This window comes from Pseudomonas sp. AB6, assembly GCF_034314105.1.
Taxonomy (GTDB): Bacteria; Pseudomonadota; Gammaproteobacteria; order Pseudomonadales; family Pseudomonadaceae; genus Aquipseudomonas.
Genome location: NZ_JAVIWJ010000001.1, coordinates 2,893,811 through 2,910,218 on the forward strand (window position 1 = coordinate 2,893,811; position 16,408 = coordinate 2,910,218).

Below are 16,408 nucleotides of genomic sequence, written 5' to 3' on the forward strand. Positions count from 1 at the left end.
CCGCCTTCCCGAATGGCCTGATTCGCTGCATCAGGCCGTCACTGCGGGCATGTGTGGCTCGTTCTCAGCCAATGCCGCTTTCATCCGCTCAGCATCCCTGGCGAAGCTTCGTGACGCCTGGAGCAAGAATAATAATGTCAGGAACAACGCTACTGGAATCAACAGCATGGCGTCGTGCAACCCGTCAGCCTTGAACACTTCGGTCATTTGCCCAACCCCCGCTGCAACCATCACTGCATGTGAAAAATAGTCGGACAACAACCCAACCACCACCGGCCCCAAACCTCCACCCAGTAGATAGAGTCCCGCAAAAAATACCGCCATGGCCGTCGCGCGCAAACGCGGCTCCACCACGTCTTGGATTGCGGTATAGACGCACGTGTAAAAGTTGTAGGAAAACAGCCAGCCCACACTGAAGATGCCAACGAACAGCCCAATTTCAATTCGCCCGGCTTGCAGCGCGTACCCCGTAGTAACCGTCGATACGATCAAACTGAGCGCGGCGAATATCAAACGTCCGCTGGCGTAACGCTGATGAACCTTGTCTGCGATCCAGCCCCCGAGAGTCAGGCCTATCAAACCGGTCACACCGACAATCAAACCGGTGGCCACTGCAGCCTGCTGCAACGGCAACAAAAAGTAGCGTTGCAACATCGGCACCATGAAGGAGTTGCAAGCGTACGTGGCAAAGTTAAAGCTAAGGCCCGCCAAAACCAACCAGCCAAAGGTTGGAATCGCTAAAACCCGTCGGATAGGCTTGTCGATTTTTTCCTGAGAGATGCGCACGCTTTCGGCAGCGCCACGCATCGGTTCGCGGATAAAAAACATGAATATCGCCAGCAGCAAACCGGGTGCGGCTGCGATGAAAAAGGGCGCACGCCAAGAGTCGAATGCCTTGACCATCGCCCCGGTGGTAAAAAACGCCAACAACAACCCCAACGGCAGACCCAGCATAAAAATGCCCATGGCCCTGGCACGGCGGTGTGCCGGGAATAAATCACCAATCAAAGAGTTGGCCGCCGGAGCGTAACTGGCTTCGCCGATGCCAATGCCCATGCGCACCAGCAGAAACCCCCAAAAGCTGCTGACCAAACCGTTTGCCGCTGTCAGGCCACTCCAGACCGCTAAGCCCCAGCCCATCAGTTTGCGGCGCGAGCCAGTATCAGCCATTCGACCCAGAGGCAAACCGGCAATGGCGTAAACAATGGTGAAGGCGGTGCCAATGATTCCAATCTGAAAGTCGCTAAGGCTCCACTCCAACCGAATCGGCTCGATGATAATGGCGGGAATAGCACGGTCGTAGAAGTTGAAAAGATTTGCCAGGAACAGCAGGAACAGAATGCGCCAGGCATTCTCCGCTTGGGTCGAGTTCTGCATGGGGTCCGTCTCTTTTATTGTTATTCGGTGTCCTGTGCACCCGAATGAGACCGTGCGCGCAAACGCCGGGTTCGTCGAGCCTAGAGGTGCAATCTAAATCTCGCCAGATAATCTGTCTGTAAACATTCGTTGCGCTGATAACGGGTGATCGACAGCGGTTTACATGGGCTGTATCTATCCAGACAGACGGTACAACGCTATATACGACACGCTATCGGGTGATCGAAAAAGAATAATTGATTTTTTGACGTTAAATACCGCCTAACAAATTAAAGGCGGCTGTTTTGCGGCCGACAAATCGGAGGATTGCACGGAGAAATACCCATTTTAACGTAGGGTTCGAAGCTACCGCGCAAGCATATGACGCACTGAGGGTGTCGTCATTTTTCACTTCGCGATGGCGCAATAGCATTAGTCATGCAGCCATCGACTCCAAGCATATGGCGAACGATGACTCATAAAAATGAAACGGCCAGCGCGGTCTCAGGATTACTGTTAACCGCCTCTAACGCCCCCGTCATCCGCGGTGCTTATAGTCCGCAACCGATGCCCGCGCACCAGTACCTGTACTTCACCGAGACCGACACCGATCGCATCCTCGACAATCTCGATCACCTGCGTGACATCGTGTTTCCGCTTTCGGTTCATATCGAAGACCCAGAAGAACTGCGTCGCGACCAACAGTTCCCGTCGGTTTGCCTGATTGGCTTGGGTCGCTGCGGATCGAACATTGCGCTAGACGTTGCCGAACTGGTGTACAACGCGCGCAAGTTCTATCTAAATCAGTTCAGTAGCGAGGACCGCCTGGCTGATGAGAAGGGTTACAGCCCTGCCCGCTGGATTCGCAATAACCTGCGTTTAGTGCAAAACAAGTCGGCGAAACCGGTGTTTCTGGTGGAACCGCTAGTGATGCTCGGCGATCTGGACAAAGATATTGCTGGCCGTGTCCGCTTCTCTGGCAAGGGTGAAAAGCGCGGTTTCATCAACGACTACAGCAAAATGAAAATCATGGACCTCTCCGAGGTACATGCCGGAGGGGCAGGTAACGCACCCATTCTCGGTCAGTATCTGGCCAAGATCATCCTGAATAAAGACCCTCAAAAATTCTCCAGCTCCGATTGGAAACTGATTCACTCGTACCTGATCGACTCGTGTGGGATCAAAGCCAACCAATCGCGCCTGTATTTCTACATTTTCAGTGCGGGCGGCGGCACCGGTTCGGGCATGGCGTCCGAGTTCGGCCTTGCGCAACAATACTCCTACATGAACAAGACGTTCGATACCAAGCCCATGGGCGAAAACGACGGCAAGCGCGGCCGGTCCTTTGTGTTCGAGCCAATCTTCACCAGCGGTATCTGCATCCTGCCGAACATATCCGACCACCGCAGTGAAATGTCCGAAGCACTGCACATCAACGCCGGACGGCTACTATGTAAATATCTGGCAGAAGAGTGGGATTTCTCCTACAACCTCGAAAATGAGGACAGCAGTGAAGCCAGCGTGATGGGGCGTATTCGGCCTTGGAACGCGATGATGTTGATCTCCAACGACATCATGCGTTACGCCAAGGAAAGCGATGACAGCGGCAATATCGACAACATTGACGTCAACGCCATGGAACGTCATGCCAACCAGTACATTTCGCAGCAAATCTTCAACATCTTGACCGCACAGGCGGTTACCACCGACTACGACCAAAACTATTTCCGGCGTGCAGGTATCGATATCGGCGAAACCATCCGGTTGGACGCAAATGACCTGTTCATGAGTCTGGCGGGGCCGGTGGCCATTGCTTATGCCGAATCAGTCGTGCCCGAACAATCGGCGCCGAGCTCGGACAAGTTCAAAGTATTTGAGAAAGAGGCGCCACGGCTCAATATCGACGACCTGTTTTTCCGCTCGATTGATTTGCCCCACTTCAACAAAACGACTCAGGCCATCGAAGGCATCAGCCTGCTGCCGATCGAGTCCAATCGTTATCGCGCGTCGCTGGAACAGTACAAGTCTTCCGGCTACGATGCTGCGGCGCTGCACGACCTGCACTTCTTCAAAAACTGCTCGTCAGTGGTGTCGATAGTGTCGCTGCCTAAGGATTACAAACTTTCCTACATGGACCTGAACCGGCTCAAGACCCACCTCAATAGCTTATTCCCCAACACAACACTGAAACGTTATGCCTTGGTCATCGGCGCATCGGCCAATCTATCACTCACCACCCTCATCGCGAAAAGCCCATGCCTTTCGGACGACTTTCTAACGCTGATTGTGGCCTTTATAAAACGGTGTTTTGCCCGTACCGAATACCGTTTCGACGACACGTTGGATAACGCCATTCTTGACTTCATCGTCCGCGATAATTTCGATGAAGGCCGTATTGATGATCTGCTAAACGAATACGAAAACCCGGCCAAGATCCTCGACACCAACTGGTACGCGATCAAGCCAATGTACGAGAAGAAATACCGAGAGCTGATCGACGATAAATCCAAGTTTGTGTCAATCAACGATATTCGTATTTCCCGCGACAGCGTTAAAAAGGCCGTCAAATACCTGAGAGAAATTTACCGTCACAGGATTGGTAAGACCAAGGTCATCTCGCTGAACCAGCACACCGGAAAAACCTCACACTGAGGTATCAAACGGTTTGAGACAGATGGGATTTTTCGCTACTGCATTCGCCATCGTCATCGATGGCGGTTACCAGGCTACCCACCCGCCTGATTCGTCGCACCTTTCATGGGCGAAAAATCAGGCCTGCGCCCTGTCTTGAATCAGCACCCAGGGGGCAACGACCACTGCCCAAAGAGGCGGATCCCGCTCAAATAGATCCAACGCCCGTGGCTCAGCGACCTTGCTGACCTCGCCAGAGGCGAGCCACACAGCGACTTTGTCTGCTTTGTTTACGGCCACTGCCTCTGCAACTTCGATCAAATCAAGCTGAGCCTCGACCCACAACAGGGCACCCCTTGCAAAGAATGGTTGCAATTCATTCCACGTAATAGAAGCTGTTTCGCCGAGCAGTTTGGCATAGAGGGTGCTAGGTTCTTTCGTCATGGGTTTTACCAAAGAAAAAATTGGCGCAATCATAGCGCTGGTGTTTCTTCAAACAAACCCGGATTTAAGTGATTGATTGCATGGGAAGTTCAGAATCGCTGGGGTGCTAACTCAATTGTGTGAACTCTTGGCGCAAGAAGTTGCTGCGATTCTGTATCTTTCTGTCGATTAAGCGACATCAACCGGTTTTGCCCCCAGTAGCCCGCTTTTCAAGCAGCAAACCGGCGCTCTACACTGTACCGGTACAGTTGCCGGGGGGATGATCGGACGTTTTTTATCTGGTCCTGCAGCCTTGGCCGCCAGGATAAAAAAAATTAAAAACAGAAGAGTGGAGCATCATGACTAAGGGTATTAAGCAGGTTTCCAAGCTATTTGCCGCACTGGTTCTGGCCGGGGTTGCCAGCCATTCGTTCGCAGCTGACACCATTAAAATCGGCATTGCCGGTCCTAAAACTGGCGCAGTCGCTCAGTACGGCGACATGCAGTTCAGCGGCGCGAAAATGGCCATTGAGCAAATCAACGCCAAAGGCGGCGTGAACGGCAAGAAACTTGAAGCCGTTGAGTACGACGATGCTTGCGATCCGAAACAAGCGGTAGCGGTTGCTAACAAAATCGTCAATGACGGCGTGAAGTTCGTAGTCGGACACCTGTGCTCCAGCTCGACTCAACCGGCTTCTGATATTTACGAAGACGAAGGCATTGTTATGGTGACTCCAGCGGCCACCAGCCCTGAAATCACTGCTCGCGGCTACAAGATGATTTTCCGCACCATCGGTCTGGACAGCGCTCAGGGTCCAACCGCTGCCAACTACATCGCCGATGTGATTAAACCGAAAGTGGTTGCGGTCATCCATGACAAGCAGCAGTACGGTGAAGGCATCGCCACCGCGGTGAAGAAAACCCTTGAAAGCAAAGGCGTGAAAGTTGCCGTGTTCGAAGGCATCAACGCTGGCGACAAAGACTTCTCCTCGCTGATTGCCAAACTGAAACAAGCCAACGTTGACTTCGTTTACTACGGCGGCTACCACCCGGAACTCGGTCTGATCTTGCGTCAGGCAAAAGAGAAAGGCCTGACTGCCGGATTCATGGGCCCAGAAGGCGTGGGTAACGCTTCAATTTCGCAGATTGCTCAGGACGCTTCCGAAGGACTGCTGGTAACCCTTCCGAAGTCGTTTGACCAAGACCCCTCCAACAAGGCTCTGGTCGCAGCATTTGCCGCGAAGAAAGAAGATCCAAGTGGTCCGTTCGTTTTCCCGGCCTACGCCGCAGTTGAAGTGATCGCTGATGCCATCACCACTACTAAAAGCGAAGACCCAGCGAAAGTGGCAGCAGCTATCCACGCTGGCACGTTCAAGACCCCGACCGGCGACCTCAGCTACGACGCCAAAGGCGACCTGAAAGACTTCAAATTCGTGGTCTACACCTGGCACAAAGACGGCACCAAAACCGAAGCCCCACTGAAATAAGCTTCGAGTGTTGTGACTTACCCAAAGCCCACTGCATCCACAGTGGGCTTTGTTTTACTAGGTAAACGGGACGAGACCTGCGCAACAGCAACTCTTCCCCCCTGAAAATCTTGAAACCGTCACCAGTGCCCACTGAACTCACGTCAAACGTGGACGAATACCATGACGCGCGAGCGGCAAACGACTTCACCAGTGGACACTCGTAGGTTTTTAGGAGCGCTGTAATGCCTGAGATAGACTTCTATCACTTTTTCCAACAGCTGATTAACGGCCTGACCGTTGGCAGCACTTATGCCTTGATCGCCATTGGCTACACCATGGTTTACGGCATCATCGGCATGATCAACTTCGCCCACGGCGAGGTATACATGATCGGTTCATATGTCGCTTTCATCGCCCTGGCCGGTTTGAGCGCTATGGGTCTGGACAGTTTGCCGCTGCTTATCACTGCCGCGTTCGTTGCCAGTATCGTTGTGACCAGCGCCTATGGTTACGCCATTGAGCGCGTTGCCTACCGCCCTTTACGTGGCAGCAATCGTTTGATTCCGTTGATCTCGGCCATTGGTATGTCGATCTTTCTGCAGAACACGGTGTTGCTCGCTCAAGATTCCAAAGACAAATCGATCCCCAACCTGATTCCGGGAAACTTTGTGTTCGGCACCTCCAGCAGTCATGAGGTGGTGATTTCGTACATGCAGATTCTGATTTTCCTCGTCACCCTGGTCGCCATGCTCGCGCTGACCTGGTTCATCTCTCGCTCTCGCCTGGGCCGCGCCTGCCGCGCCTGTGCTGAAGACATCAAGATGGCCAACCTGCTCGGCATCAACACCAACAACATCATCGCCCTGACCTTTGTCATTGGTGCCGCGTTGGCTGCGGTCGCTGCAGTGTTGCTGAGCATGCAATACGGCGTGATCAACCCCAACGCCGGCTTCCTCGTCGGTATCAAGGCGTTTACCGCTGCGGTACTCGGCGGCATCGGCAGCATTCCCGGCGCCATGCTCGGCGGCCTGGTATTGGGTGTGGCCGAAGCCTTTGGTGCCGACGTGTTCGGCGATCAATACAAGGACGTGGTGGCATTCGCGCTGTTGGTTCTGGTGTTGCTGTTCCGGCCGACCGGCCTGCTTGGCCGCCCGGAGGTTGAAAAAGTATGAAGAAGAATCTCAAATCGGCGCTGTTCAGTGCCTTGCTGGTGCTGGCTGTTGCCTACCCGATCCTGGGCCTCAAGCTGGAAATCGTCGGCGTTAACCTGACAGTTATCGGTGCCAGCCACGCGATGTTAGCGGCGATCTTTGGCTGTTCCATTGCGATGTTTTTCCGGGTGCTGTTTCGGGACCAGATCAATACCGCGTGGCATGCCACACCGAGCCTGCCAAAGGTTCCCGCCAAGACCACCCGCTTTCTAACCCTGCCCTCCACGCAACGCTGGATCGTTCTTGGCCTGGTACTTGTGGCACTGGTGTGGCCGTTCTTCGGCTCACGCGGCGCAGTGGATATCGCCACACTGATCCTGATCTACATCATGCTCGGCCTGGGGCTGAACATCGTGGTTGGCTTGGCCGGGTTGCTCGACTTGGGTTACGTCGGTTTCTACGCCGTCGGCGCTTACAGCTACGCGCTGTTGTCGCATTACTACGGGTTTGGCTTTTGGATCTGTCTGCCAATCGCGGGATTGATGTCGGCATTGTTCGGCTTTCTGCTGGGCTTCCCGGTACTGCGTTTACGCGGCGACTATTTGGCAATCGTGACCCTGGGTTTCGGTGAAATCATTCGTTTGCTGCTGCGCAACATGACGGACCTCACCGGGGGTCCGAACGGCATCAGTAATATCCCGAAACCGACGTTGTTCGGACTGTCGTTCGAACGTGTGGCGGCTGAAGGGTCGCAGACTTTCCACGAGTATTTCGGCATTGACTACAACTCGGTGAACAAGGTCATTTTCCTGTACCTGATTGCGTTGCTGTTGGCGCTGCTGGCCTTGTTTGTTATCAACCGCTTGCTGCGCATGCCCATCGGCCGAGCGTGGGAAGCATTGCGCGAAGACGAAATTGCCTGCCGTGCGTTAGGGCTGAACCCGACCATCATCAAGCTCTCGGCGTTTACTTTGGGTGCTGCGTTCGCCGGTTTCGCCGGGAGCTTTTTCGCCGCTCGCCAAGGCCTGGTGACGCCTGAGTCGTTCACGTTCATCGAGTCGGCGATCATCCTCGCCATCGTTGTATTAGGCGGCATGGGCTCGCAACTGGGGGTCATCCTCGCTGCGGTGGTGCTGATTCTGATGCCTGAGCTAATGCGTGAATTCAGCGAGTACCGCATGTTGATGTTCGGCGCCTTGATGGTGCTGATGATGATCTGGCGACCACAAGGTTTGCTGCCCATGCAACGTCCCGAAATGAAACTCAAAGCGGAGCCGCATTCATGAGCCGTCCGCTTCTGCAAGTCAGCGGCCTGAGCATGCGCTTTGGTGGCTTGTTAGCCGTCAATGGCGTAGGCCTGACCGTTAACGAAAAACAAGTGGTGTCGATGATCGGCCCTAACGGCGCGGGTAAAACCACCGTTTTCAACTGCCTGACCGGTTTCTACAAGCCAACGGCGGGCACCATTCTTCTGGACGGCGAACCCATTCAAGGGCTTGCCGGCCACCAGATCGCCCGAAAGGGCGTGGTGCGCACCTTTCAGAACGTGCGTCTGTTCAAGGACATGACCGCGGTGGAGAACCTGCTGGTCGCCCAGCATCGTCACCTCAACACCAACTTCCTGGCCGGCCTGTTCAAAACCCCCGCGTTTCGCAAAAGCGAGCGCGAGGCAATGGAATACGCCGAGCATTGGCTGGAACGGGTCAACCTCAAAGAGTTCGCCAATCGCCCGGCTGGCACGCTGGCTTACGGTCAGCAACGCCGCCTGGAAATAGCTCGCTGCATGATGACGCGCCCGCGCATCTTGATGCTCGACGAACCGGCAGCCGGTCTGAACCCACGTGAAACTGAAGACCTTAAAGCGTTGATTAGTATGTTGCGCAACGAACACAACGCCACGGTGCTGCTGATCGAGCACGACATGAAACTAGTCATGAGCATTTCCGACCACATCGTCGTGATCAACCAAGGCACACCGTTGGCCGACGGTACGCCAGAACAAATCCGCGATAATCCTGAAGTGATCAAAGCCTATCTGGGGGAAGCGTAAATGCTGCAATTCGAAAACGTTTCCACCTTCTACGGCAAGATCCAGGCGCTGCATTCGATCAACGTCGATATTCGCCAAGGCGAAATCGTCACCCTGATCGGCGCCAACGGTGCAGGCAAATCCACCCTGCTGATGACCTTGTGTGGCTCGCCACGCGCCCATGCCGGCAGCATTCGCTACATGGGCGAAGAATTGGTCGGGCTCGAATCCTCGCAAATCATGCGCAAAAGCATCGCTGTGGTGCCCGAAGGCCGTCGCGTGTTTGCCCGTTTGACCGTGGAAGAAAACCTGGCCATGGGCGGGTTCTTCACTGAAAAGCACGATTACCAAGAGCAGATGGACAAGGTCTTGCACCTGTTCCCTCGGCTCAAGGAACGCTTCCATCAACGTGGCGGCACCATGTCGGGCGGCGAACAACAGATGCTCGCCATCGGCCGCGCATTGATGAGCAAACCCAAGCTGCTGTTGCTCGATGAGCCGTCGCTGGGGCTGGCCCCGATCATCATTCAGCAGATATTCGAAATCGTCGAACAACTGCGCCGTGACGGTGTCACGGTGTTTTTGGTTGAACAAAACGCCAACCAGGCCCTGAAAATCGCCGACCGAGCCTACGTATTGGAAAACGGCCGGGTGGTGATGCAGGGAACGGGCGAAGAGTTACTGCATGACCCGAAAGTGCGGGATGCGTATTTGGGGGGTTGAGAAAGTGTTGTGATTTGAAAACGGCCTGAGGGCCGTTTTTTTATGGCGTTTATTAAGCACTGGAGAATCGGTAGAAAGCTTCGTCGAAATGACAGGAAATTTCCTACGCAACCTATCTGACGCGCCCGATATACATCTTCGACATCGCCTCGCAAAGTTGCCGCATCTTTTCGACACGAAGAAATGCGTATGTCCCAGGCCACCGCTCCAACCTTCACCCTAAGCATCAAAGGTCTTGAAGATCCTCGCTTGCAGGTGCTTGCGTTCGAGGGCGCCGAGGCCGTCAGCACGCCCTACGCCGTTACCGTCGAACTGGTCAGCCGGGCGGGGGATATTGAGCTTTCGGACCTGCTGCACAAGGCGGCTTTTCTCAGTTTCGGCCCGGACGGCGAAGGTCTGCATGGGCACATCCACTCGATCCATAAAAGCAACTCCGGCGCGCGGCTGACACACTACGTCGCGGTGCTGAAACCCTATCTGGCGTATTTGGAACACAGCAGCCACCGCCGCTCGTTCCAACAGATGAGCGTGCCCGCGATCATCCTTGAGGTATTGAAGGAGCATGGGCTGTTTGACGGCCTGGATGTGCAGTTCCACGGTGACGTGAGCCGCGCCACGCCACGTGAATACTGCGTTCAGTACGACGAAAGCGACCTGCACTTCGTGAATCGACTGTGCGAAGAAGACGGCTGGTTTTATCGTTTCGAGCATTCGGCCGACGGCCATCGGTTGATTTTCGCCGATGACGAAGGGATGTTTCCCCATAAAGCAAAGGTGGCGCTGCCGTTCAAACCGTTGAACGGCATGGTGCCCGAAACGTATTCGATCCATGAGTTTGGCGTGCGCTTGGCGGCGCGCACCAGCCATGTGGTGCATCGGGATTACGATTTCCAGAAAGCCGGTTCTCTACTGGAAATTTCGAGAAAGCCCTGGCCAACCCAAGCCCAAGCGCAAAGGGGTGAAGTCCTGCGTGTCGAGCCGAAACTTGAGCATTACGTCTATCCGGGGCATTTTCTGGAGGACGATCACGGCAAAAAACTATCCACCCACGACCTGCAACGGCATCGCACTGATTTTCAACTGGCTGATGGCACCAGCGATCAACCGCTGTTGCGCAGCGGGACGGTGATCCAGCTAGAAAAGCATCCGCAGTTCAAATGGAATAACCCGTGGGTGCTGATTTCGATCCGACACGAAGGACGCCAGCCGCAGGTGTTGGAGGAATTGGGCGCGGATGTTCCGGTCGCCGCCGGAAAAATCCCTCAGGGGTATCGGAATTCCTTTACCGCCATTCCGGAAACGATCCAGTTTCGTCCCGCCCTGCGCCACCCCAAGCCGCTGATCCACAGCACCCAAACCGCCAAGGTCACGGGTCCTGAAGGCGAAGAAATTCACTGCGATAAATTCGGCCGGGTGAAGGTCAAGTTTCACTGGGATCGTCTTGAACCGGATGACGAAACCAGCAGTTGCTGGGTTCGGGTGGCATCCAGCTGGGCAGGCAACAGTCATGGCGCAGTGACCTTGCCTCGGGTCGGCATGGAAGTGTTGATTTCCTACCTGGAAGGCGACGCGGATCGGCCAATTGTCATGGGCTGTTTGCCGAACAGCCGAAATCCAGTGCCTTACGAGTTACCGGCGAACAAAACCAAAAGCGTGTTCCGTAGCCGCAGCTCCAAGGCCAGTCAGGGCTTTAACGAAGTCTCCTTTGAAGACCGCAACGGCGCTGAGTTGGTCTACCTGCGTGCCCAGCGCGACATGCAGCAACTGGTCCAGAACGACAGCCGCTTGGAAGTACGTGGCCAGCGCTTGGAAACGATCAAGGGCAACAGCGTTTCAGTGCTCGAAGCCGAACACCACCAAACCATCAGCGGCGACCGCAAAGTGCAGTTGTCCGCGGGGGATCATTTGCAAGTCGCAGGCTCCAGCCATACCCGCGTGGCCAGCGCCTTGGTGATCGAAGCCGGGCAAGACGTGCACTACAAATCCAGCGCGAACTTCATCGTCAACGCTGGCGTCACCCTGACCTTGGCGGCGGGTGGGCAACATCTGGTTATTACGCCTGCGGGGATATTTTCCAGCGTACCGGTCTTGCTGGGAGGTGCGCCGCTGCCGGGTATGCCCGCGATGCCGCTGGCACCGGCCGGTGTTGATGGGCTGGAGGCTGAAATGCTCGCCCCAGTCGCTACGCCCGATCCGGCTATTCAGCAAAAGCTGTCTGGCACAGACACGATGATCGAATTGTGCCAAAAGCCCAAAGACGGCACGCCGATGGACTGCCCGCTTGCAGACTGTCCTTGCCGAGAAGCCATGAGCAAGGGGGCGCACGCATGAGCATCTGGATGCTGCTGGAACCTAGAAAATCGCTGCTGGCCGAGCTATTTCGGCAGGTCGACCATCCGCAATTAACGCCACTATTTGCTTCGACAGAGATGGCTGCATACGTGGATTCAAGCCCACTGTTAGTAACGGACGACGCTAAACAGGCACTCTCGCACTCAGTGCGGCAGGCGCCTTGTGATTGGCCAGGGCTGATTATCGAAAGCGAAAATTCCCACGACGCGTTGCTGGCGCACTTGCGACACCTCCTCATCGTCCGCTTTGAGCAGACCCGCATAGGCATGTTGCGCTACTGGCATCCCGCTGTTGCCGAGCGGCTCTTTTCAGCCTGTACCGATGAAAATATTGCCGACTGGCTCGGCCCAATTGACCGTGTGCATTGGTACTCGGCCGACGCGACCAAATGGCAAACCCGCAACAACCCTCATGCCGCTCATTGGCTCCCCGCCAACACCCCCTCCTGGTTATCGATCAGCGTCGAGCAAAGCCAATCTTTGAATCAGCCACTTCAATCAACGATTTCCAACGGACAGGAGTCCTGACATGACGCAGAGCACACTGAGCAGCGGCCCTTGCTGCGAAGTCAACAAGCTGATCGTGCAGGTCACCGGCAACGGCCATCCCGATACCCAGCGGCTGGCGTTTTATGAGCACGACAGTTTGAAACGACTGGATGCCCTGACTGATTCGGACCGCCCCGAAACCCTCACCGGCGAGTATTTACTGAACAGCGCTCTGCACGTCTGGAGCTGGTCCAGCACCTTCAAACACCGCGTGTGGCTGGAGATCGCCAGCGTCGAAGGCGCACCGATTCGGGTGCCGCTGCCCCCGGTCTCAATCACTCCACGTCAGTTCGACGGCCAGTGGAATCAGATCGTCCCGGTGGTGCCCTTCGTCGCGCTGCCCGGTGTCAACAGCACCCACGATAACGGCACCCCGGTGTTGTGCCGCGCGGGTTTCATCTACGTGTTCCTCAACGGTCGAGTGTGGCGCGAGCTGGAAGTGCGGGTCGACGATGAACGGACCACCTACCACGACGTCGATTTCAATGAATACCGCATGGGGGACGAAATCGAACCCCGTTCACGGCTCGCGACTGGGCAAGCGCTTGAAGATATCTGGCTGCCGTCTAGCTGGAATAACCTGCCGGTAGCGCCTCAACTGTGCTTCAGCGAAATCCAATTGTCCGGACCGCGATTGCGCTGTCTGGAGAACGACTCGGCGCTGCGCAGACAACGCTGCCAAAGCCCGAACCTGCGAAGTTCTCTTGCCACGTTCGAGCGGCTTTTTCACAACAAACCTGATGGCACTGCAATGCTTGAGGCATTTGGTGCACTTGACGCTCACGATAAAGTGCTCCCTCAAGCCGCCGCCGATGCTCACGTCAGTTGGCTAAATTACGACACTCACGCATTTCCGGTCAGCAGGGTCGCGCCACAACGAGCACGCCAGCCAGGTTATGAGTGGCTGCTGGACCAACCGGCCCGTTATCTGTGTGACTTGAGTGGACAGTTTCCGGTTCAGGCGCTGAGCGAAGCGCATGCCCACGTCACCCGCTCTGAGCGCGGCGAGACGGCCTACCAAGCGACGTCCCTCGAAACCGGCGCGTGGGCGCATTGGATAGGAGAACTGTGTACGCCGCAGCTTGGCGACGAGCTCTGGCACGAACAGCCCGAAGTCCCGGACGTGCTGCACCGCGCACGCCAACGCAATCTGTACGGCGTTATGCTGCAAGACTCACATTATCGGCTGCGCCACCTGCACACCCGGGTCAATGATCAACAGAACCTGCTGCAACTTTGCGCCGCCCGCGCCAGCCGCCACGCGCATCACGCCAGTGCCTTGCTGGTGCAACAACTGGTCGTACCAAGCACCTTGGGCGGCGGTATCAATCCGCTGCATAAACAGCTCAATGCACTGAAGCTTCAAGGTCGGATCGACGTCAATCGGTTCACCGCCAGCGGTGAACGCCAGCAGCTCTGGCGGTCGCTGGAGATGAGCCAGGCACTGCTGAGCGAATGCCTGACAACCCGACGAACCCAACAGACCCTTGCCGATCACCTGAGCTTGGAAGGCTTCGATTATGTCGCCGCGCTGCATTTTGTCAGCCAACTGTTTGCCAGCTTGGCGACCCGGCCCTCTCAGACCGACCCCCTGGCAGTCAATGGTGAGGTCGGCGACGCCGTGACGGGTCTGAGTAAAAGCGGCTCAGACCCCAGCGACGGCCAACGGCTAATCCAACACATTGCCAACGATGAGACCCATCCGCTGCATCGGATGTTATGGCCAGCGCTTGAGTCCCAGGATACGAACGCACCCTATGTTCAATCCGCCGTCCCAGACATCAACAGTGGCGATGGGCTGTTTCGGCCCAATGCACTGCTGGCCGCTGTCAGTTGTGAGGTCATTGACCCGAAGCAACTCAATACGCTCGACGCTTATTTACTGGCCGGTCTGGTGGAAAGCGGCAGCCTCAATAACACCTTCACAGGCACCCTGAAGGCGGTGGCCGCAACCCTGATGAGTCTTCACGAAAACCTGCAAGGCGCGGTTGATGTGGCGGAGAAAGCGGTGCAGGCGGCGAAAAACACGCCGAGACCAGGCACTAAGCCTCCGGCTCCAGCGCTGAATATGGGCCAACAACGACGCGCCGTGGCACAACTGCGCAGCATGCTGCCGGGCGGCCTTGGCGCCATCCAATTCATTACCTATGCAGAGGCCCGGAGCAAGAATCTCTACATATTTGGTTTGAGCGACCTGCCGGACCTGCCGGAGCGCCTGCGCAGGCCTGCCCTTGATTATCGATCCACGTCCGACAGATCGATGGTTGGCCCTCAGCACTATCGCAATGGCAGCGAACCGCACGCGAACACCCTCGTCATCGCCATGCCCCGCGACCATCGCACTGCACAGCTGATCAGCCGCGTGAACCAGCAGGTCAATACCGCCTGGCAAGCACACACGGCCGAGCAGGAAAAGGTCAGAGGCAACGCGATACAAGATGCCGTGAAGAATCGGACGGCGTTGCAGAGCCAGTGGATGTACAAGGCGCTGAACTCGACACCGTTTGCGGCGGCGGTAGGGATGTTGGAGTTGTGGAATTTGAGGAGTGAGTTGGAGGCGCGGAACGCTGCCATACGAGAGAAGGGGCGCATGAGAGCAGTTGGTGGAGTCACAGGGGCTGGTGTGGATCTGGTGATAGCGATGGAAGCATTAACCGTAAAACTGGCTGGAAGTCAGTCAATTTTGGCTGGCGCCCGTAAAACACTTTTTGTCATCCCCGAAGCGTTTAGCACCCGAGTCTTTGGAGAGCGACTAGCCAAGCGGCTTGTCAACATCGTCACTGCCCGCCTGCTCGGTCAACTTGCAGCCGGATCAATTTTTGTCGGCCTCAACCTATACGACGCCTGGCATGCCTATCAATGGGGCGACGATGCCCTGTGGGGCCATCTGCTGATGGCGGCAGGCGGCCTAACCGGTATCGCAGGCACGCTATTGGTCGGGGGATCCACTCTTCTGGGCTTGGGGCCTTTGGGTTGGATCAGCCTGATTCTAATCAGTATCGGCTTGGGCGTCGTTTACTGGCTGAGCTCTACGCCCATTGAAGACTGGCTAAGCGCAGGGCCTTTCGGCTCTAACAGTGACCGAGCGCCTCATCTGCAAGCCCCGGAAAACGCGTTTTACTACTTGGTCAGCCTGTTTGCCAACATTCGCATCACCATTGAAGCCAACCCGGAATACAGCCTCCCGGCCTGCATCGAGAACTATAATCCGGTGCCCATGGATATACGCGCATCCGATACCCGCATCCGAATCGAGAGCAACCTGCCCGGCCTATTGACCGGACTGGGCGACCTCAGCACCAAAGCCTCGTGCGCGCTGTTGAAAGTTCGCCGATCCCGCGTGCGCGATGACGGACCGCCTCGGGAAGAAACCCATCTATTTCCCGAGGCCAAGCCTATGGCGTACCGGCCGAAGCCCGATGGGATGGAAATATTCTTGCAAACACCTTGGGAAACGCTGGTTGAAGTTTCACGCTCAAACGACACCGTGTCGGTCCACACAGCATGGCAAGTCCGCGCCCAATTGACACTAAGCGATGGTAGTTCATCCTGGGTATTTCCCGCACCAAGACCCAGAGACCCAACCCTTTTTGGCGCGGCCCACGCCACACCGAACTTCAAAGAAATTGAACAACCATTCTGGGCAGATGAAACCACCCATAAAGCGCAGGGCGACCAATGACTGCGATAAATTCGTCTTATTACGCCGCCACCGCATACCGATCT

Annotated in this window: 11 protein-coding genes; 9 read left to right on the forward strand and 2 right to left on the reverse strand. The window is 55.9% G+C overall.

Translation table 11 applies throughout. The features are described 5' to 3' along the window. Nucleotides 1–30: 30 nt before the first annotated feature. A complete protein-coding gene (locus tag RGW60_RS13675) occupies nucleotides 31–1,377 on the reverse strand; it encodes an MFS transporter (RefSeq protein ID WP_322205102.1) in 1,347 nt (448 codons plus the stop codon). Between the two features lie 450 nt (nucleotides 1,378–1,827). Between RGW60_RS13675 and RGW60_RS13680 the strand changes: the two genes are divergently transcribed. Beyond that, nucleotides 1,828–4,008: a hypothetical protein gene (locus RGW60_RS13680; protein ID WP_322205103.1), complete on the forward strand. Its 2,181-nt coding sequence runs from the start codon at nucleotides 1,828–1,830 to the stop codon at nucleotides 4,006–4,008. 117 nt (nucleotides 4,009–4,125) lie between these two features. Here the strand turns inward: RGW60_RS13680 and RGW60_RS13685 are convergent, their stop codons facing one another. After that, entirely contained in the window at nucleotides 4,126–4,431 is a 306-nt protein-coding gene (locus RGW60_RS13685) for a DUF2288 domain-containing protein (RefSeq protein ID WP_322205104.1), read from the reverse strand. A 338-nt stretch (nucleotides 4,432–4,769) separates the two neighbouring features. On the opposite strand from RGW60_RS13685, the gene RGW60_RS13690 reads away from it, so the two are divergent. The 8 genes from RGW60_RS13690 (at nucleotide 4,770) to RGW60_RS13725 (ending at nucleotide 16,364) form a co-directional block, all read left to right on the forward strand. After that, a complete protein-coding gene (locus tag RGW60_RS13690) occupies nucleotides 4,770–5,897 on the forward strand; it encodes a branched-chain amino acid ABC transporter substrate-binding protein (RefSeq protein ID WP_322205105.1) in 1,128 nt (375 codons plus the stop codon). Between the two features lie 224 nt (nucleotides 5,898–6,121). After that, nucleotides 6,122–7,051 carry a high-affinity branched-chain amino acid ABC transporter permease LivH gene (livH, locus tag RGW60_RS13695; RefSeq protein ID WP_297837571.1) on the forward strand — a complete coding sequence of 310 codons (930 nt, stop codon included), beginning with the start codon at nucleotides 6,122–6,124 and terminating at the stop codon, nucleotides 7,049–7,051. Next, nucleotides 7,048–8,316, forward strand: a complete 1,269-nt coding sequence (locus RGW60_RS13700) for a high-affinity branched-chain amino acid ABC transporter permease LivM (protein WP_322205106.1) — start codon at nucleotides 7,048–7,050, stop codon at nucleotides 8,314–8,316. The genes livH and RGW60_RS13700 overlap by 4 nt, the downstream gene beginning before the upstream one ends. Continuing rightward, nucleotides 8,313–9,080 (forward strand): high-affinity branched-chain amino acid ABC transporter ATP-binding protein LivG, encoded by a 768-nt coding sequence (gene livG / locus RGW60_RS13705; RefSeq protein WP_322205107.1) that lies wholly within the window; start codon nucleotides 8,313–8,315, stop codon nucleotides 9,078–9,080. The genes RGW60_RS13700 and livG overlap by 4 nt, the downstream gene beginning before the upstream one ends. After that, nucleotides 9,081–9,782, forward strand: a complete 702-nt coding sequence (locus RGW60_RS13710) for an ABC transporter ATP-binding protein (protein ID WP_322205108.1) — start codon at nucleotides 9,081–9,083, stop codon at nucleotides 9,780–9,782. Between the two features lie 189 nt (nucleotides 9,783–9,971). Beyond that, nucleotides 9,972–12,113 carry a type VI secretion system tip protein TssI/VgrG gene (gene tssI, locus RGW60_RS13715; protein ID WP_322205109.1) on the forward strand — a complete coding sequence of 714 codons (2,142 nt, stop codon included), beginning with the start codon at nucleotides 9,972–9,974 and terminating at the stop codon, nucleotides 12,111–12,113. Beyond that, on the forward strand, nucleotides 12,110–12,661 hold the full coding sequence (locus RGW60_RS13720) for a DUF4123 domain-containing protein (RefSeq protein ID WP_322205110.1): 552 nt from the start codon (nucleotides 12,110–12,112) through the stop codon (nucleotides 12,659–12,661). The genes tssI and RGW60_RS13720 overlap by 4 nt, the downstream gene beginning before the upstream one ends. A gap of 1 nt (nucleotide 12,662) precedes the next feature. Next, nucleotides 12,663–16,364 carry a hypothetical protein gene (locus tag RGW60_RS13725; protein WP_322205111.1) on the forward strand — a complete coding sequence of 1,234 codons (3,702 nt, stop codon included), beginning with the start codon at nucleotides 12,663–12,665 and terminating at the stop codon, nucleotides 16,362–16,364. Nucleotides 16,365–16,408: the final 44 nt, after the last annotated feature.